Annotated in this window: 21 protein-coding genes and 1 riboswitch; of the genes, 2 read left to right on the plus strand and 19 right to left on the minus strand. The window is 41.4% G+C overall.

Features of this window, described 5'->3' with window-relative positions:
- Positions 1-87: 87 nt before the first annotated feature.
- Positions 88-230, minus strand: a riboswitch (FMN riboswitch).
- A 105-nt stretch (positions 231-335) separates the two neighbouring features.
- The 3 genes from MKX52_RS10385 to MKX52_RS10395 all read right to left on the minus strand — a co-directional run bounded on the left by MKX52_RS10385 (position 336) and on the right by MKX52_RS10395 (position 1,932).
- Positions 336-680 carry a hypothetical protein gene (locus MKX52_RS10385; protein ID WP_151021582.1) on the minus strand — a complete coding sequence of 115 codons (345 nt, stop codon included), beginning with the start codon at positions 678-680 and terminating at the stop codon, positions 336-338.
- Between the two features lie 224 nt (positions 681-904).
- A complete protein-coding gene (locus MKX52_RS10390; RefSeq protein ID WP_342490660.1) occupies positions 905-1,138 on the minus strand; it encodes a DUF2164 family protein in 234 nt (77 codons plus the stop codon).
- A gap of 212 nt (positions 1,139-1,350) precedes the next feature.
- Positions 1,351-1,932: a TetR/AcrR family transcriptional regulator gene (locus tag MKX52_RS10395; RefSeq protein WP_342490661.1), complete on the minus strand. Its 582-nt coding sequence runs from the start codon at positions 1,930-1,932 to the stop codon at positions 1,351-1,353.
- A gap of 244 nt (positions 1,933-2,176) precedes the next feature.
- Between MKX52_RS10395 and MKX52_RS10400 the strand changes: the two genes are divergently transcribed.
- Positions 2,177-3,433, plus strand: coding sequence for an MFS transporter (locus tag MKX52_RS10400; protein WP_342490662.1), 1,257 nt, complete (start codon positions 2,177-2,179; stop codon positions 3,431-3,433).
- 42 nt (positions 3,434-3,475) lie between these two features.
- Here MKX52_RS10400 and MKX52_RS10405 read toward each other — a convergent pair whose 3' ends face one another.
- Entirely contained in the window at positions 3,476-3,913 is a 438-nt protein-coding gene (locus MKX52_RS10405) for a peptidylprolyl isomerase (RefSeq protein ID WP_003215505.1), read from the minus strand.
- Between the two features lie 320 nt (positions 3,914-4,233).
- On the opposite strand from MKX52_RS10405, the gene MKX52_RS10410 reads away from it, so the two are divergent.
- Positions 4,234-5,118, plus strand: a complete 885-nt coding sequence (locus MKX52_RS10410; RefSeq protein WP_342490663.1) for a DUF1002 domain-containing protein — start codon at positions 4,234-4,236, stop codon at positions 5,116-5,118.
- Positions 5,119-5,157: 39 nt separating this feature from the next.
- Here MKX52_RS10410 and lysA read toward each other — a convergent pair whose 3' ends face one another.
- The 15 genes from lysA to xerD all read right to left on the minus strand — a co-directional run bounded on the left by lysA (position 5,158) and on the right by xerD (position 17,727).
- Complete coding sequence (gene lysA, locus MKX52_RS10415) at positions 5,158-6,483, minus strand: diaminopimelate decarboxylase (RefSeq protein ID WP_342491887.1); 1,326 nt, start codon at positions 6,481-6,483, stop codon at positions 5,158-5,160.
- 115 nt (positions 6,484-6,598) lie between these two features.
- Positions 6,599-8,071: a spore germination protein gene (locus MKX52_RS10420; protein ID WP_003215696.1), complete on the minus strand. Its 1,473-nt coding sequence runs from the start codon at positions 8,069-8,071 to the stop codon at positions 6,599-6,601.
- A complete protein-coding gene (locus tag MKX52_RS10425; protein WP_088000926.1) occupies positions 8,025-8,633 on the minus strand; it encodes a stage V sporulation protein AE in 609 nt (202 codons plus the stop codon). Before MKX52_RS10425 ends, MKX52_RS10420 begins: the two co-directional genes overlap by 47 nt.
- A 6-nt stretch (positions 8,634-8,639) precedes the next feature.
- Positions 8,640-8,990: a stage V sporulation protein AE gene (gene spoVAE / locus MKX52_RS10430; RefSeq protein WP_007501045.1), complete on the minus strand. Its 351-nt coding sequence runs from the start codon at positions 8,988-8,990 to the stop codon at positions 8,640-8,642.
- Positions 8,990-10,006 (minus strand): stage V sporulation protein AD, encoded by a 1,017-nt coding sequence (spoVAD, locus tag MKX52_RS10435; protein WP_012010443.1) that lies wholly within the window; start codon positions 10,004-10,006, stop codon positions 8,990-8,992. Before spoVAD ends, spoVAE begins: the two co-directional genes overlap by 1 nt.
- 12 nt (positions 10,007-10,018) lie before the next feature.
- A complete protein-coding gene (gene spoVAC / locus MKX52_RS10440) occupies positions 10,019-10,471 on the minus strand; it encodes a stage V sporulation protein AC (protein WP_012010444.1) in 453 nt (150 codons plus the stop codon).
- A 19-nt stretch (positions 10,472-10,490) separates the two neighbouring features.
- Positions 10,491-10,907 carry a stage V sporulation protein AB gene (locus MKX52_RS10445; RefSeq protein WP_342490664.1) on the minus strand — a complete coding sequence of 139 codons (417 nt, stop codon included), beginning with the start codon at positions 10,905-10,907 and terminating at the stop codon, positions 10,491-10,493.
- Positions 10,897-11,517: a stage V sporulation protein AA gene (locus MKX52_RS10450; RefSeq protein WP_088000923.1), complete on the minus strand. Its 621-nt coding sequence runs from the start codon at positions 11,515-11,517 to the stop codon at positions 10,897-10,899. The genes MKX52_RS10445 and MKX52_RS10450 overlap by 11 nt, the downstream gene beginning before the upstream one ends.
- Positions 11,518-11,631: 114 nt before the next feature.
- Positions 11,632-12,399: an RNA polymerase sporulation sigma factor SigF gene (gene sigF / locus MKX52_RS10455; RefSeq protein WP_342490665.1), complete on the minus strand. Its 768-nt coding sequence runs from the start codon at positions 12,397-12,399 to the stop codon at positions 11,632-11,634.
- Positions 12,400-12,412: 13 nt separating this feature from the next.
- Positions 12,413-12,853 carry an anti-sigma F factor gene (gene spoIIAB / locus MKX52_RS10460; protein ID WP_012010447.1) on the minus strand — a complete coding sequence of 147 codons (441 nt, stop codon included), beginning with the start codon at positions 12,851-12,853 and terminating at the stop codon, positions 12,413-12,415.
- Positions 12,850-13,203 (minus strand): anti-sigma F factor antagonist, encoded by a 354-nt coding sequence (gene spoIIAA, locus MKX52_RS10465; protein ID WP_012010448.1) that lies wholly within the window; start codon positions 13,201-13,203, stop codon positions 12,850-12,852. Before spoIIAA ends, spoIIAB begins: the two co-directional genes overlap by 4 nt.
- Before the next feature lie 161 nt (positions 13,204-13,364).
- The gene (locus MKX52_RS10470; protein ID WP_012010449.1) at positions 13,365-14,567 is read right to left on the minus strand and encodes a D-alanyl-D-alanine carboxypeptidase family protein; all 1,203 of its coding nucleotides are present in this window, start codon (positions 14,565-14,567) and stop codon (positions 13,365-13,367) included.
- A gap of 109 nt (positions 14,568-14,676) precedes the next feature.
- Entirely contained in the window at positions 14,677-15,489 is an 813-nt protein-coding gene (locus MKX52_RS10475) for a purine-nucleoside phosphorylase (protein WP_012010450.1), read from the minus strand.
- An 11-nt stretch (positions 15,490-15,500) separates the two neighbouring features.
- Complete coding sequence (deoB, locus tag MKX52_RS10480) at positions 15,501-16,685, minus strand: phosphopentomutase (RefSeq protein WP_342490666.1); 1,185 nt, start codon at positions 16,683-16,685, stop codon at positions 15,501-15,503.
- A gap of 151 nt (positions 16,686-16,836) precedes the next feature.
- Positions 16,837-17,727, minus strand: a complete 891-nt coding sequence (gene xerD, locus MKX52_RS10485; protein WP_088000918.1) for a site-specific tyrosine recombinase XerD — start codon at positions 17,725-17,727, stop codon at positions 16,837-16,839.
- Positions 17,728-17,732: the final 5 nt, after the last annotated feature.

A 17,732-nucleotide genomic window follows, 5' to 3' on the forward strand; every position in this document is an offset into this window, starting at 1 on the left:
AAAGCCCCGGAAAAAATTCCGGGGCTGTGGCTTTTTTGCATCAGAAATAAAACTATGATTAACAAATATTTTTCGTTCATAGCTTTCTTTATCCTTCTCCCATCCAGACTTTCACTGTCGGCTTCAGCTTTTCACTGAATCAACCGTTAATAAAATTAACGGGTCACGGGCTGTAAAGCATTTGCTTTATTACCGTCGGTCGGGATTTTCACCCTGCCCCGAAGGATACAATCGATATTTAGCTGTCCTTAGGGGTTATTATAGCGATCCTCGTTGTCAAATGCAACAATCAAGATTTCTCACAAAAAAAGTCTCCTTATAGGAAAGGAGACTTGTTAATTAACGACTTTTACTACTTTTATAAGACCATCTATTCTTTTTTCATTACTAAAGTAGGCTTTAATACGATCACCTTTCTTCAAGTCAGCCACATCATCTTCAAATTTCTTTCCATTAAAAATGATTTTTGTGCCGTTTTTTGCTTGACCGTAATATTCATCTCCATCAATTTTCGTAATGGTATATTCATAGATGGTATAATCTTTATCATTATTTGTTAAGCTTTCACCGATGGCTGTTGGCACGTCTTCAATTTTCATGCCATTCATGTATAAATATCCTGCGCCTAAACAAAGCAGTAAAACAAATAAGATGGCCAATTTTAATTTAATTTTCCCCATGTTTAGAACCTCCATCATCTGCACTTCGCCTATTTGTATGTTTTATTCCTTCTTTTGATGAAATAAAACCAAAAAAGCTGATTTTCATTAATGGTTACTTATATAACGATTGAGATGGACCTTTGGTTCCACCTTTTCATCATTACATATGATACGAATATGCGTTCTTTGTTAAGGGGGTCTCTTTCCTCTTTATCAGTTAGCAAGACGTTCATCATTGATGATCATCTTTTTTCAAGTGCGAATAAATCTTCCTCTAATAATTGCGATCTCTGAACAGCGATGTCCCGGCTGTCACGAACCCCTTGATTATAATAATAGCTTCCAAGGTTTTTTGTGATAAATTCTAGTATATTGATGGTTGCTAATTCACCAATTTCTTCTTCTCGTTCTTCGGCAAAGAAACGCTGAATGGCAATCATCATTTGATTTTTTTCTTCTTTTGTTAAAGGTTTCAAATTATCTCCTGCTTTCTTTCAGCATGATCACGCTTTTTTGATTTGTACTGGCAATGTGGTGACATCCACAAATACGAATGTTTGTTCTCTTATCATATCACAATATCGGGTTTTGTGCATCACTGTCCTAAAAGAAAAAGCGTATTTTGACATTGAGTTCAAAATACGCTATCGCTCTTATTGAAGGAGGATACCATAGTATGTTGGCCTTTTTATTTTAATATGGAAAGTATCGTCGCTACAGAATGATCTACAAATGAACGCTCTGGACGAGATTTCATGAGGATGGTCAGTCCAATAAAAGAAACGACCAGTGTTTGTGCTAAAGCTTTCGCATTCAGGCTGCTTTTGAGCTCACCTAAATGAATACCTTGAACAATTCTTTCTTCAAATATGACGGAAAGATACATCTGATGCTCTCTTGTAAGAATTTCAAATTTCTCTTCGTGTGGCGCAAGTTCCACTATTGTATTGATACAAAAACATCCTTTACTCGGACCCTCTCTATATTCCTCTTCTACTAAATCTGCAAATAATGCATGAAATGCTTCTTTGACAGAAAGATTGTTTTGAAGTTTTGTTCGAATATGGGCAGCATGGTGCTTTGTATATTTTCGTAATGCGGCCTCAAATAATTCCTCTTTATCTCCAAACGCTGAGTATAAACTTGGTCGCTGTATTCCCATTTTTTCAGTCAAATCGCTTAATGTAGTAGCCCTATACCCCTTTTCCCAAAAAAGCATCATTGCCTCATCCAACGCTTTTTCCTTGTCAAATTCCCGTTGTCGAACCATCAGTAATTCCTCATTTCAACAATAAAATTTTTCACAAAGTCAGCCATCTATAGATTAATCTTTATTTTGATTACCAATCGGTACATTATCATTTTATTTTATCGAATTACTATTGTCAAATTGCCTTCCTCTTTCAAGATAAAAGTATTGACTTTAAAATGTTTTGATGGTTATTCTTAACAAGAATCATAATATACTGACCAGTATATTATACCTTTCAGTACAAAAGGAGACGATGAAATGCATGGCGAAAGAAAAAAACACTTCCATTGAACATCTTGAGCTGGAAACGGCTCATTTACAAAACAAACCGAAACAAGCAATGACTCGCTATATGGCTCTGCTGTTTGCGTCAGCCTGCGGAATGGCAGTTGCAAACATATACTTTGCACAACCATTATTAGACTCCCTCGCATCCGAGTTTGGTATCACCTATTCATCTATAGGCATGGTCATTACGATCACTCAGCTTTGTTATGCACTGGGACTGCTACTAATTGTACCACTTGGTGATTTGTTCAACCAAAGGCGGCTCATCATGGCTCAAATGCTTGTTTCCATATTATCTCTCATTCTAGTCGGCATCGCCCCTACTGCCACCGTCCTGTTCATAGGGCTAGCTGCCGTCGGTATGCTTGCTGTGGTCACTCAGGTACTCGTAGCGTTCGCCGCGACATGGGCTGCTCCTGAAGAACGAGGCCGTATCGTGGGTTTGGTTCAAAGTGGCATTGTGATTGGTATTCTTCTCGCACGAACGTTCGCTGGAGTACTAACCGATCTCGCCGGCTGGAGGTCAGTCTATCTCGTGTCTGCCGTTATGATGCTCATCATAACAGCCGTGTTATACCGGTATCTCCCGCGCACTGACAGCAAGAGAGAGTCAATATCCTATATGAGGCTGCTCGCTTCAATGTTTACATTGTTCAAACAAGAACGAATTCTTCGTATCCGAGGTGTACTGGGTTTTCTGATCTTTATCGTGTTTGGTACGTTGTGGACTTCGCTCGTGCTACCTCTCAGCAGCTCGCCATACAATCTTTCACATACGGCGATTGGTGCCTTTGGTCTTGCCGGCGTTGCAGGAGCATTAGGCGCTGCCCGGGCTGGAAGGCTTGCTGATCGTGGCTTAGGCCAATTAACAACTTGTATCGCCCTTGTCCTATTATTCGTTTCATGGTTTTTTATTTTTTTCACTGAATATTCACTTATTTTATTAATCATCGGTATTATCATTCTTGATCTATCTGTGCAAGCTGTTCATGTGACCAACCAAAGTATGATTTTCACAGTGCTGCCTGAGGCGAGAAGCCGGCTGACTGCTGCTTATATGATTTTTTACTCCATCGGCAGTGCGACTGGTTCCATTGCTTCCACTAGCATATATGCAAACAATGGTTGGAGCGGAGTATGTTTATTTGGCGCCTCTGTTAGCGCCATTGCCTTTTTATATTGGTTCATCACCTATCGCTTCACGAAACAAGTAACCGTCAAATCAGATTGATAATAAAAAACACCGCGTTTAAGCGGTGTTTTGCATTGAGCATTAAGCATCGAAAACTTCGACTTTTTCCATTCCTTGGCCTTGTTCCATATCTAGAACAGCCTCGATTCCAGATGTTACTTTGCCAAAAACAGTGTGAACACCGTTTAAGTGTGGCTGCGGGTCATGTACGATAAAAAATTGGCTACCGCCCGTGTCTTTACCAGCATGCGCCATTGATAATGAACCTCTTTCGTGTTGATGTGGATTTCCTTCTGTTTCACATTTAATTGTGTAACCAGGACCACCAGTTCCATTACCGTTTGGATCGCCGCCTTGGCTTACGAAACCAGGGATTACGCGGTGAAATTTCAATCCATCGTAGAAGCCTTCATTCGCTAATTTTTCAAAGTTTGCTACTGTACCTGGAGCAGCCTCTGGGTATAGTTCAAACTCAAGTTTCTTACCATTCGTTAGTTGTATGTATCCTTTTTTCGCCATTTTCACATTCTCCTTTCAGGTTAAACAACGCTCATTATAGCACATTTTCGGTCATGTTAAACATCCCCTGCTCTTTGATTGTGATTTACCTCTTTTCTTAGGATTGATACAATGGAAGAGCTTAATCCTTTTTTCCTATTAAATTGGTGACAGTATAAGCAACATGTCATTATTTTTTGGAAAAGGAAAACATCTTAAAAAGAAAATTGAAACGTCGAATCGATTTGTTACGTCTATATGATGGAGTACATCACTTTACGTGTACTCAAAAGATGAGTTTCTCTTGAAAGAGGAACCCTTTCGACTTGAAGGAGGTCAACATGTTTAAAAAATCAATGCTTGGTATGATGGCAGCGCTCCTTTTCCTTATTGGTGCGCCAAAAGTCAGCTTAGCGGATGCAGCTGTCGGCGATGTCATCGTCACACTTGGGCAAGACTTAACTCCGGCTGATCGCCAGAAGGTGCTTGACGAGTTGAATCCACCTGAAAATGCGACAAAAATTGAAGTAACCAATAAAGAAGAGCATGAATATTTAGGAAAGTATATCCCTCGTTCTTCTATCGGGACGAGAGCGTTATCATCATCATCTATCACCATAGAAAAATCAGGTACTGGTCTGACTGTGGATACACATAACATCAAGACCATAACAGATGAGATGTATTTAAATGCTTTAATGACAGCCGGTGTCAAGGATGCCAAAGTTGTTGTGACTGCACCGTTTGAGGTTTCTGGTACAGCCGCACTGACGGGTTTATTAAAAGCCTATGAAGTGTCTAGCGACAAAGCTATCCCAGAAGATGTGAAGCAGGTAGCAACCGAAGAGCTGGTGACAACGTCTAAATTGGGTGACTCCATCGGGAAAGACAATGCGTCTGCCCTTATCGCAAAAATCAAGGATGACATTGCGAAAAACGGTGTCCCTAAAACAACAAAAGAAGTGGAAGAAAAAGTGGATCAAGCTGCTTCTGATTTAAACTTAAATCTAACGCAAGAACAAAAGGATCAGCTTATTTCTCTGTTCGATAAAATGAAGAACATCAATATCGATTGGAACCAAGTAGGATCTCAAATCGATAAAGCAAAAGACAAGATTACGAAATTCATAGAATCAGATGAAGGGAAAAACCTCCTTCAAAAGATTTGGGATTTCTTTGTCTCCATTTGGAACGCGATCGTCTCTGTATTTACTGGAGGAAAATAAATCAACATAAAAAGCTGCCTGTATACTAGGCAGCTTTTTTTACGTAGATGATTTTACTTTTGATTGATACGGCAAATCAAGTTTGACCATATCCGCATATGATTCGCGTTCAACGACAAGCTGCGCTTCCCCGTCTTCTACAAATACGACAGCCGGGCGCGGGATGCGGTTATAGTTGTTAGACATACTGTAGCCATAAGCTCCGGTACAAAAGACAGCTAATAAATCACCTTGTGATAACTCTGGCAAATCGATATCCCAAATAAGCATATCACCACTTTCACAGCATTTCCCTGCAATGGAAACTGTTTGATCGTGCGATTGACTCATTTTATTGGCACTTGCCGCTTCATATTTCGCTTGATATAAAGCTGGACGAATGTTGTCACTCATTCCCCCATCTACCGCAACATAATCGCGAATACCAGGTACGTGTTTTGATGAGCCGATCGTATAAAGCGTTGTCCCTGCATCTCCAACAAGAGAGCGGCCTGGCTCAATCCAAATCTCCGGCATATCAAACTCATAGCGGGCCACGTTCTCTTTCACAGCTTGGATAATTTTCTCGACATATTCTGTCGCAGGAAGTGGTTCATCCTCTTCTGTATAACGAATCCCAAAGCCGCCTCCTAAGTTTAACACTGTAGAAATAAAACCAAATGATTCTCTCCATTCATCGAGCTTCAAAAAGATTTTGTCTGCTGCAAGGACAAAACCAGCTGTATCAAATATTTGTGAACCGATATGGCAATGTACGCCTAATAGTTCAATCATTTCTGATTCAAGCACTAGTTTCACCGCTTCATCTGCTTGTCCATTGTGAAGGTCAAAACCGAATTTAGAATCTTCTTGGCCTGTTGTAATATAATCATGCGTATGCGCCTCGACACCAGGCGTGATGCGGAGCAATACTTTCACTTTTTTTGACAGCTCTTGACCAAGCTGTTCAATGAGCTTCATTTCGTAAAAATTATCTACGACGATACAGCCGATCTCGTTTTCTAACGCCATTTTTAATTCATCTCTGCTTTTATTGTTGCCATGGAAATGAATTTTTTCTACCGGAAAACCGGCGCAAATGGCTGTGTGAAGCTCCCCGCCTGATACGACATCAAGAGATAATCCTTCTTCTTTGGCAAGCTGAAACATCGCGATGGAGGAAAATGCTTTACTCGCATATGCTACCTGCGCCGTTAGTTCTTCTTCTATAAATGCTTTTTGAAAGCTTTTTGCGCGCTCCCGTATTAAAGCCACATCATATACATAAAGTGGTGTCCCGTACGTTTCAGCTAAAGAAACGGCATCAACACCACCAATTTCTAAATGACCGAGTTCATTTTGTCTGCAAGTGCCGTGTAAATACAATGTCATTCCCTCTTTCTCCGCCTCGGCTGAAAAAAGGCAGCTGCGTGAGCTGCCTTTTGCCGTGTCTCAAAGTTAAAAATACAATATCACAATCTTCAGCCACTTTCAATGAGCGTTAAGAATTTGGCGGAATTTTTGATCTGTTTTGAGGGTGGACAATGCTTGGCCTTACTTTTGAGCCAGGAACAGAGGTCCGAATTAACACTTGCCACAAAGCCTTCCCGTTAAAAGGAAGAAATGGCCACATATAAGGCGTCTGCAATGAACGAATGGATGTTAAGTAGATGAGTAACAACGTAAAACCAATGATGAGTCCATTCAGCTTAAAGATCGCCACAAGCGCTAGTATGATGAGTCGTACAATCTTATTGGCGACACTCAGTTCATAGCTTGGGGTTGTAAATGTACCGATAGCTGCTAGTGAGACGTATAAGATGACCTCTGGTGTAAATAAACCGACATCAATGGCAATTTGTCCAATTAAAACAGCCGCGATCAGTCCCATGGCGGTCGACAATGCGGTTGGCGTATGAATTGCAGCCATCCTTAAAAATTCCACCCCAAAATCAGCTAGAAACACTTGTAAAATCACAGGGATATGAGACGGTTTGTTAAAACCAATATAGCTTAAATGATCTGGCAGAAGACTTGGTTCAAGGATAAACAGGAACCAAATCGGTAAAAGAAACGTTGAACATAAAATACCTAAAAAGCGAACCCATCTTAGGAACGTCCCAACTGCAGGTGCCTGGCGATATTCTTCTGCATGTTGAACGTGGTGAAAAATGGTGGTTGGCGTAATGATGACGCTAGGAGATGTATCCGTAATAATGATGACATGCCCTTCTAGTATATGGTTAGCGGCAACATCTGGACGTTCGGTGTATCGTACAAGGGGAAATGGATTGTATCCTTGTTTTATAATGAACTCTTCAATCGTTTTATCAGACATCGTCAGCCCGTCGACTTTGATTCCTGACACTTCTTTCTCTATGATATCGACAAGATCTGGGTCGGCAATATCTTCAATGTAGCAAACACATACATCCGCTTTTGAACGTTCGCCCACTTTAAGCATTTTGTATCTCAGTTTTTCATCTCGCACACGTCTTCGTATGAGCGCTGTATTGACAATAATATTTTCAACAAATCCGTCTCTTGCGCCTCGGACAACTTTTTCTGTATCCGGTTCCTCTGGCATTCTGCCAGGATAGCTTCTGACATCAATGATAAATGCGTAGTTTTCGCCTTCAACTACAACTGCTACAAGGCCCGACAGCACTTGGTCTACGGCTTCATCGAGTGTTTCAACCTTTGAGACCTGTTGATTGACTAGACGGTTCTCAATCACACGTGCCATGTCATCTGATTCAGGTTCATTATCATTGATTTCAACTAGTTCTTTTAATAAGTAGATGACATACTGCGTATCACACAGTCCATTTACATAGTAAAGTTGGATTTCCTGATCGTGTATATAAATTTTCCGCACGCCAAGGTCAAAGCTGAGCCCCATTCCGACATTTTCTTTAAAGTAATCTTCATTTTTCTTCGGATCTCGGTACACGTTTACTTTGTCTTTCTTCATGGAAACCACTCCTTTCTAAAATTAATTCAACGGCTTTCATGGTGATCGGAGATCCTTTGCTCAGATCATCTTTCCGTCCCATTTTGCCAATATCCCCAATTCCAACAACAAGCGGAAGATCGAGCGAGTCAAGACAATACACGGTATCTCCGCTCATTTTATGGGGCTCCATTTCGGGAAGACCATGCTTGTCGACGCCGTATTCTGTCAGTTCACCCTCACGGTCAATGGCAACATGAACCTTTGTCCATTCAGCTTGATGCGTTTTGGAGGCAACGGCGATCGCCCCGATGACTTCAATTTCAGGGTGACGCGCCACGTGCTTCATCGCTATCTCCCCTGTTCCTTCACCTGTCAGGCCAGAATCATCAAACATGACAAACACTGGATCATTCGGCGTTTTTAAAATCATCTGCACAAGTTCAGGTCCTGTTCGTTTGCTTGGATTTCCTTTTGAGCTGGAAATACATCGCCCACCGACATTTTTAGCCGCAAGCTCAATGGTTTTGGCAGCATATATATCTCCATCTGTCACTAAAATGACTTTCCGTCTTTGCCCCATATTAGGTTATCCTTTCGGTTTAAAGATAAGAGCGATAATAAATGAGAATAAAATCGCAGCTGAAATTCCAGCAGAAGTTAATTCAAAAATACCGATCCCAATTCCGATGAACCCGTGTACATCCGCCTGATGCATCGCTCCATGAAGCAAGCTATGGCCAAAGCTGACGATTGGTACGGTTGCCCCCGCACCCGCAAATTCAATAAATTTATCATAAATACCGAATCCGTCTAAAATGGTACCCGCCACAACAAAGGTAGTCATGACATGTGCAGGCGTCAATTTGAGTACGTCTAGTAAAAGCTGACCAATGACGCAGATAAGCCCACCTGCAACAAAAGCGATAAGATAATCCATTAGCTCTCTCCTCCTGCACGCTCAAATACGACACCGTGCGCAATGGTTGGAATGGTCTCTTTTTGCTGGACCATCATAGGGCTTAGTAGCGCTCCGGTTGCCACAACGAGTACTCTTTGCAGATTTCCTGCTTTCATTTCTTGAAAAATGTGACTAAATGTCACAACAGCTGAACAAGCACAGCCACTCCCACCAGCGAATACATTTTGATCAGGTGTATAGATGATTAGCCCGCAATCATCATGCTTTCTCCCAAGTTGAATGCCTTCTTCCTTCAGAAGATCCTTTAAAATTGGCGAACCAATACCAGATAAATCTCCTGTTAAAATCAGATCGTAATCGTCCACCGTTCTTCCAAGGTCTTCTAAATGCTGTTTGATGGTATCTGCCGCTGCCGGTGCCATGGCCGATCCCATGTCAAATGGATCTGTAATCCCAAGATCCATCACCCTGCCTACTGTCGCGCTTGTAATTTGAATTGGAGAGGGTGCCTGGCTAATAATAACGGCCCCGCTTCCAGTGACAGTACTTGTGGCTGTATCTGGTTTTTGTCCGCCGTATTCTGTTGGATTACGAAATTGGCGTTCTGCCGTTGCATTATGACTGCTTGTCGCTGCGATGGCTCTATTGGCAAAACCGCCATCAATGAGTGCTGACGCAATGGCGACCGATTCCATTGAAGTTGAGCATGCCCCAAACAAACAGAGAAACGGGATTTTCAGTTCTCTTGCCACATAGTTTGCTGTGACGTTTTGATTGAGTAAATCTCCTGCAAGTAATAGATCAATATCGCTTTTTTGCAAATTTGCTTTTGATAAAGCACTGGATATCGCGTCTTCCATGAGTTTTCTTTCAGCCATTTCCCAGTTCTTTTGATCACAATGCATTTCATCGTACGTTTTATCAATTAAATGACCAATCGGTCCTTCTTTTTCTTTCGGTCCTGCAGCTGTTCCCTCTGCATTGACGTAAAGCTTGTGCTCAAACACCCAAGATTGTTTACCTGTTAGTTTCACGTTTCATTCCTCCTACGAAAACATCTTTTCAAAGATGTATCGAATGATCCCTACGACATATGCCGAGACGACACCAAATACAATGACGTTCCCAGCGAGTTTAAACATATTGGTGGCGACCCCTAAAACAAGCCCTTCACTTTTATGCTCAAGGGCAGCGCTTGTCATACTGTTAGCAAATCCTGTCACCGGAACAGCCGATCCCGCTCCAGCAAACTGACCGATTCGATCGTAAATACCGATACCAGTTAATATAGAAGAAATTAAAATGAGGGTCGCCACTGTTGGGTTCCCTGCTGTTTTTTCATTAAAATCAAAAAAGTGAATATAGAAATTTTGCAGTCCCTCGCCTATGGCACAGATCAATCCACCAACAAGAAAAGCCTTGATGCAGTTGAGGACATAAGGAGGTTTAGGCTGATACGTTTTCACCTTAGATGGATAGTTCTCTTTTAAACTCGACACGGTTGTTCCCTCCAAATTTTTAAATATAAATTAGCCAATGGAATAGTGAACCAAATACTTTGCCTAAGACAATGGCCATGAGAAGCAAAACAATTTTCCCGTCCATTCCAATTCTTTTCGTTAATATAGGAAGTACATTTAATACTTCAGTCAGCGCAGCTGCAAGCATTCCGACGAAAATGCCAGCTAAAAGACCGATCGGGAGCACAAGCCATTTGGATAGATGCAAATGCACCTCGCTCAAGGTTGCCCAGCCACCAACGACCGCGCCGGTGATGACAGCTGCCTCGTATCCTTGTATGAAGCGTTGCGTTTTCGTTAGTTGCATTAAACGAGGGATGATACCTAGCACCGCGAGAAATGCCACAAACCCTGCTCCTACCGTTAAACCACCGCCAAGTCCAACTAACACGACAAAAAGCCACTTACCGATCATGGATATCTTTCATTGTCTCTTTATTTTCTTTAAGGGCGACATAATGATCGAGATCGAGCTGATATTTAAACATCTCCACTTCGAGTGGACTTGGTTCTTCATTTAAACGCTTTTTAAATACATGATTGAAAAATAAAATCATGCCAAATCCTAGTCCGAAGCTATATGGAATTTGCAGTAAATAAGGATGCTCAACTGTTTTTCCTGTGATCATTTCATATAGGCGGATATGAACGAGCCGCATACTGACATCCTCGTGGAAATTCATAATGGCAAGCGCCGCTCCGACAAATAATAAAAGCCACACTAACACAAATAAAACAGGAGAAAGCTGGCGTTTGCCTGTATCAATTTCAACAATGGCTTCAGTGCCACCGACGGTTTGAATGTCGATGGCTGGCCATGTTTTTTTGATCGTTTTGACCACATGCATGATATCAAGAACAGCAATGTGGCGATCCTTTTTACTGACATGATATATCGGCATCTTGCTAAGCTTTTGCACAGCAAACTCATCACCAGTGATTTGGGCGATATCTTCTAAATAAATGAGCTGATCATTACCGGTCTTAATGCGATGACGTAGCCGAAGAAAGATTTGTCCGTCCATCCAAGTCACTTCCTATACGATGGGTTAAAAATAGTATGTGGTGAAAAATGGTTCTCATACCGAGAGAACTTCATTTACCGGTAATTACCACACAAAAAAAGCCAGCCGAATTGGCTAGCTCTCTTTTTGATCCATTTGCATTTGGATTTGTTTTAAAATTTTCTTTTCGAGCCGCGAGACTTGTACTTGTGAAATGCCGAGCCTCTCTGCTACCTCAGATTGTGTTTGGTCTTTATAATACCTTAAGTACACAATGAGTTTTTCTCGTTCTTCTAATTCCTTGATCGCTTCTTTCAGCGCGATTTTATCAAACCATCTTTCTTCTGAATGATCAGCAATTTGATCGAGTAATGTAATGGGGTCCCCGTCATTTTCATACACCGTTTCATGAATCGACGACGGCGTTCGGACCGCTTCTTGGGCGAGGACGACATCCTCTAGTGTGATATCTAGATATTCGGCTATTTCCTGAACGGTCGGCATTTTCCCATGAGACTTTGACAATTCATCTCTTGCCCGCCGGATTTTATTTCCGAGTTCCTTTAGTGACCGGCTGACTTTGACTGTTCCATCATCCCGAATGAATCGCTGGATTTCACCAATAATCATTGGAACAGCATAAGTCGAAAACTTCACATCATATGACAAATCAAATTTATCAACGGATTTTAGCAGTCCAATACAGCCAATTTGAAACAAATCATCTGGTTCATATCCTCTATTTAAAAAGCGCTGAACAACGGACCAAACAAGACGCATGTTTTTTTCTACGAGGAGGTCTCTTGCTTGCTGATCACCGTCTTGGCTTTTTTTGATGAGCTCTTTGACTTCATCATTTGACAGCTGGGCTTTTTTTGCTTGCTTTTTTACCTCCACATCCATATGAGCAGCTCCCTTAATTACAAAGCGCTTTGCTTTTTGATAGATGCTTTGTTAAACGGATAGTTGTACCCATTTCTGGAGATGAGTCTATCATGACATCATCCATAAAATTCTCCATAATGGTAAAGCCCATGCCAGAGCGTTCTAAGTCTGGTTTTGTCGTGAAAAGTGGCTGTCTTGCTTCTTCAAGATCTGTAATGCCCATTCCTTCGTCACGGATGGTCAGGTACACAACATGGTCATCAAGTGTGACTTCGATATGCACCTTGCCATCTGGATTTCCATCGTAGCCATGGATAATGGAGTTTGTCACCGCCTCTGACACAACCGTTTTGATTTCAGTTAGTTCATCTAATGTCGGATCAAGCTGGGCGATAAACGCTGCGACTGTTACCCTCGCAAAGGATTCATTTTGACTTAAAGCAGAGAATGTCAGGTTCATTTCATTCCTCATGATGCCACCCCCAATGTTTGCAATGCCGTTTGCTCTGAAGGCTCCATACGGATAATTTTAAATAAGCCAGACATATCAAATAACCTGTTTACTGCTGGCGAGATAGCACAGACGACCATTTCTCCACCAAGCTGCTTAATTTCTTTATATCTTCCTAAAATCACTCCGAGACCTGAGCTGTCCATAAACGTTAAATCAGCCAAATTCAGCACAATGTGGCGAATGTCCTCTGTTTCCAAATAATTCGTCACCTTTTGTCTCAATGTTTCTGCGGAGTGATGATCGAGCTCTCCTGTTAATCGAATGCAAAGTACGCTCTCTTTTACTTGAAAATCAATATCAAGGCTCATCTTTGTATTCCTCCTTGCTCTAATTTCGGATAAAGATTGTTTCTCTTTTTTATTAAGTAAATCCTTCACCATGACAAAACTAGTGACTATTCGTCACATTTAGATGTTCTTTTCTTCTTCTCATAGCAAAAAGACTGCCAATTTCAGCAGCCTTTCCCATTTTATTTCCATTTCACAAATTCAGCCATCGCTCGTTTAAAGAATGTCCAAACGCCGGCTTTTTCCATTCCTTCTTTGGCCTGTACAGGGCTTTCATGCAGCACTTTTCCGTCTTTTTTCAAGACAATGGTTCCAAGTTCCGTTCCTTTTGAGAATGGGGCCGTAACATCCTGAGACAATTTGATTTCTTTTTTAATCTGATCCACATTTTCGCCTTTTTTCGTTAAAAGGGAGATTGGTTCAGAGGTGACAAGCTGAATTTTTTTCTTTGTCCCTTTGCTTACCTTGATTTCCGCTACATCTTGTCCTCGTTTGTAAAGCGGGTGTGTGGTGTATTGACTAAATGCGTAGTCTAACATTTTGACCACTTGGGCGTTTCTATCTTTCGGTGTACTTGCGCCGAAGACAACTGCAATGACGCGCATGTTTCCTTTTTTAGCGGATGCAGTCAAACAGTATTTGGCTTCGCCTGTAAAACCTGTTTTCAACCCATCGACACCTGGATAAAATTTAATCAATCGGTTCGTATTCACAAGCCAGAATTTTTTATCGGTGTTTTGACGGAGGTAGTCTTCGTAGACACCTGTAAATTTGGTGATTTGTTCATATTTCAACAACTCTTTTGCCATTTTAGCCATATCATGAGCTGTACTGTAATGGTCTTTTTCAGGAAGTCCTGTTGGGTTTTGAAAGACTGTAGAGGTGAGGCCAAGTTCTTTTGCCTTCTTGTTCATTTGCTCTACAAACTGTTCTTCAGATCCTGCAATATGCTCTGCCATGGCAACTGAAGCATCATTTCCAGACGCAATCGCAATGCCTTTCAGCATTTCTTTCACGGTCATTTCTTCTCCAGGTTCAAGGAAGATCTGTGACCCTCCCATTGAAGCTGCATGGTCACTTGTTCTTACCTTGTCAGTCATTTTTAGTTTTCCTTGATCAATCGCTTCCATGATGAGAAGCATCGTCATGATTTTGGTCATACTTGCGGGTGCCAGCTTTTCATCACTGTTTTTGTTGTAAAGCACTTTTCCCGTGTCACGTTCTATTAAGATGGCTGATTTGGCTTCGTGTGCCAATTCTGATGTTTGTTTTTCTTCTGGTTTTTCAATCTTTTCTTTTGCTATCGCTGATGGTGAAACCATTGAGATAAGGATCATTAAAGTAAACAATGCACATATATGACGTTTCAAGTGGCAGACCTCCATTATCGTAATCCTTTCTATTTTTTCCTCATCCAGGCTGTTTTATTCAGAGATCGTATGATTGCCGTAAAAAAAGCCTTCTGTCGATAAACAGAAGGCTGCTTGAAATATGCTATGAGAGTTGTTTAACAACGTCTTTGACTAAATCAAGGAAACTCGCTTTCACTTTTTCCGTTACTTCAATGACTTCATCATGAGACAGCGGCTGATCTAAAATACCTGATGCCGCATTAGAAATGCATGAAATACCTAGCACTTTGATTCCTGCATGACGCGCAACAATCACCTCTGGAACCGTCGACATGCCTACAGCATCTGCGCCAAGTGTTCTGAGGAAACGAACTTCGGCTGGTGTTTCATATGAAGGACCTGTCATCCCTGCATAAACACCTTGCTGTACAGATATGCCTAAGCGCTGAGCTGTTTCTTCTGCAAGTGCGAGCAAATCTTTATCATATGGGGCAGACATATCAGGGAAACGAACGCCTTGACTGTCATTTGGTCCAATTAATGGATTGGTCCCCATCATATTGATATGATCTGTAATCAGCATGAGATCACCTGGATGGAATGAAGTATTTACACCGCCGGCTGCATTTGTCACAATACATGTCTCAATGCCAATTTCTTTCATCACACGGACTGGAAACGTCACTTGCTTCATATCATAACCTTCATAGAAATGAAAACGTCCTTGCATTGCACATACGACAGTGCCTTTCAGCGTCCCAATGACGAGCTGCCCTGCATGACCTTCTACTGTTGAAACAGGGAATCCAGGAATATCTTCATATTTCAATTTGATTGGATTTTCAATCTCATCTGCTAATATGCCAAGACCTGAACCTAAGATCAATCCAACTGTTGGTACGTATGTTGATGCTTGTTTAATATATGCCGCCGCTTCTGAAAACTGTGCTCCCACGAGATTTCCCCCTATTTGAGTTTAGATAAAAAGCTTGTGCCGTATTTTGGCATCGTTGTCTTGAAATTGTCTGCGACCGTTGCTCCAAGATCAGCAAAGGTTTTTGACGTTGGCAGTTCATTTGCTCCTTGATGCTTTTTGCTGTAAGCAATGAGCGGAACATATTCTCTTGTATGATCTGTTCCGTGATGAACAGGGTCATTTCCATGATCTGCTGTAATCACAAGAAGATCATCCTCTTTTAACAGGTCAAACACTTCAGGAAGACGGGCGTCAAATTCCTCTAATGCTTTTCCGTAACCCTCTGGATCTCTTCTATGTCCGTAAAGAGCGTCAAAATCAACAAGGTTTAAAAAGCTAATTCCTGTAAAGTCTGTTTTAATTGTGTCGACCAGCTTGTCCATTCCGTCCATGTTCGATTTTGTTCTGAGAGAAGAGGTGATTCCTTCGCCATCATAAATATCAGAGATTTTGCCGATCGCAATCACATCAAGCCCACTATCTTTCAGCTCATTCATCACTGTACGATCAAATGGTTTTAAAGCATAGTCATGACGGTTTGGTGTTCTGACAAATGCGCCAGGCTCCCCGACAAAGGGACGAGCAATAATGCGTCCAACCATGTATTTTTCATCTAATGTGAGCTCACGTGCAATTTCACAAATACGATAAAGTTCATCTAATAGCACCACTTCTTCGTGCGCAGCAATTTGCAGCACAGAATCCGCAGATGTGTAAACGATTAGATCGCCTGTTTTCATATGCTCTTCGCCAAGCTCGTCTAAGATTTCAGTACCAGACGCAGGTTTATTTCCTATAATGCCTCTGCCTGTTTTTTCTTTTAGTTCATTTAAAAGTTCATCTGGGAATCCGTCTGGGAAAACTCTGAACGGTGTGTCTATGTAAAGACCCATGATTTCCCAGTGCCCTGTCATTGTATCTTTACCATTTGATGCTTCCTGCATTTTTCCATAATACGCAAGCGGTTTCTCATCCGCTGGAATTCCTTTGATTTCTTTAATATGACTCAGCCCAAGCTTCGCCATATTCGGCATGTGAAGCCCATTCATTTTTTCAGCAATATGTCCTAGTGTATCTGCACCTACATCATTAAATTCAGCAGCATCAGGTGCTTCCCCAATTCCTACTGAATCCATTACTACGAGGAAAATGCGTTTATACTGATAATCAGGCATTAAAAAGCGCCTCCTTCAATATTCTTTTCTTTGAACCTTTCAAAAAGAGAGGTCTGACATCTCAAGTATAAACCGTTTACAAGCTGGTTGACAACCATAAACGGTGCAAACATAAAAAAGCATGACACACGTTCACCGTGCCATGCTTTACTTATGCCCTTGGATGGAATTTGTGATACACATCTTTCAATCTTGTTTTCGTCACGTGTGTATAAATTTGTGTTGTCGAGATATCGGCATGCCCGAGCATCTCCTGCACAGCTCTTAGGTCTGCACCGTTTTCAAGCAGATGTGTTGCAAATGAATGCCTGAGTGTATGGGGTGTGAGTTCTTTTTGAATTCCTGCTTCGAGAGCTCTTTTTTTTAGGTTCTTCCAGAAACCTTGCCGCGACATTTTTTTTCCGTGATGATTGAGAAATAAGGCATCTGCCGGCTGTTTTTTTAACAGCTTGCCTCTTCCCTTTTCAAGATATTCTTCAATCGCACTTGCAGCTGCTTCACCAATTGGCACAATTCGTTCTTTTCTTCCTTTTCCAAAACAACGGATAAAGCCCATTGTGAGGTGAACATCGGCAAGTGTCAGGTCCAGCATTTCACTGACGCGAATGCCTGTTGCGTATAAGAGCTCAAGCATCGCTTTGTCACGGTAGTCAAATGGCGTGTGCTGATTTGGTGTATCAAGCAACTTTTCGACTTCCCCTAGTGATAGAACTTTCGGTAGTTTCCGCTCTGTTTTTTGCGTTTCAATGTTCCATGACGGATCATCTGTTGTCACTTTTTCCCTGAGCAGAAATTGGTGGAAGGAACGGATCGAGGAGAGATGCCGTACTGATGTTTTACTTGATTTCCCTTCCTCTTTTAGCTGTTTTAAATAATGAATGATATGCAGGCGCGTGACATCTTTTATATCTGACAACTGCTCATGTGTCATTAAAAAAGACAAGTAGTTCTGTAAATCTCGTTTATAAGAAACAATGGTATTTTCAGAGAGTCCTCTCTCTACTGTCATAAAATGAATAAAATCGGATAATTGATCGTTCAATGATT

Origin of the sequence: Bacillus sp. FSL R5-0422, from assembly GCF_038610765.1 — a bacterium.
Taxonomy (GTDB): Bacteria; Bacillota; Bacilli; order Bacillales; family Bacillaceae; genus Bacillus; species Bacillus pumilus_O.

Coding starts and splice junctions, on each gene's coding strand:
- MKX52_RS10385 (WP_151021582.1), bottom strand. CDS start 680: ATGGGGAAAATTAAATTAAAATTGGCCATCTTATTTGTTTTACTGCTT.
- MKX52_RS10395 (WP_342490661.1), bottom strand. CDS start 1,932: ATGGTTCGACAACGGGAATTTGACAAGGAAAAAGCGTTGGATGAGGCA.
- MKX52_RS10400 (WP_342490662.1), top strand. CDS start 2,177: ATGGCGAAAGAAAAAAACACTTCCATTGAACATCTTGAGCTGGAAACG.
- MKX52_RS10405 (WP_003215505.1), bottom strand. CDS start 3,913: ATGGCGAAAAAAGGATACATACAACTAACGAATGGTAAGAAACTTGAG.
- MKX52_RS10410 (WP_342490663.1), top strand. CDS start 4,234: ATGTTTAAAAAATCAATGCTTGGTATGATGGCAGCGCTCCTTTTCCTT.
- MKX52_RS10420 (WP_003215696.1), bottom strand. CDS start 8,071: ATGAAGAAAGACAAAGTAAACGTGTACCGAGATCCGAAGAAAAATGAA.
- MKX52_RS10425 (WP_088000926.1), bottom strand. CDS start 8,633: ATGGGGCAAAGACGGAAAGTCATTTTAGTGACAGATGGAGATATATAT.
- spoVAE (WP_007501045.1), bottom strand. CDS start 8,990: ATGGATTATCTTATCGCTTTTGTTGCAGGTGGGCTTATCTGCGTCATT.
- MKX52_RS10445 (WP_342490664.1), bottom strand. CDS start 10,907: ATGATCGGTAAGTGGCTTTTTGTCGTGTTAGTTGGACTTGGCGGTGGT.
- MKX52_RS10450 (WP_088000923.1), bottom strand. CDS start 11,517: ATGGACGGACAAATCTTTCTTCGGCTACGTCATCGCATTAAGACCGGT.
- sigF (WP_342490665.1), bottom strand. CDS start 12,399: ATGGATGTGGAGGTAAAAAAGCAAGCAAAAAAAGCCCAGCTGTCAAAT.
- spoIIAB (WP_012010447.1), bottom strand. CDS start 12,853: ATGAGGAATGAAATGAACCTGACATTCTCTGCTTTAAGTCAAAATGAA.
- spoIIAA (WP_012010448.1), bottom strand. CDS start 13,203: ATGAGCCTTGATATTGATTTTCAAGTAAAAGAGAGCGTACTTTGCATT.
- MKX52_RS10470 (WP_012010449.1), bottom strand. CDS start 14,567: ATGGAGGTCTGCCACTTGAAACGTCATATATGTGCATTGTTTACTTTA.
- deoB (WP_342490666.1), bottom strand. CDS start 16,685: ATGCCTGATTATCAGTATAAACGCATTTTCCTCGTAGTAATGGATTCA.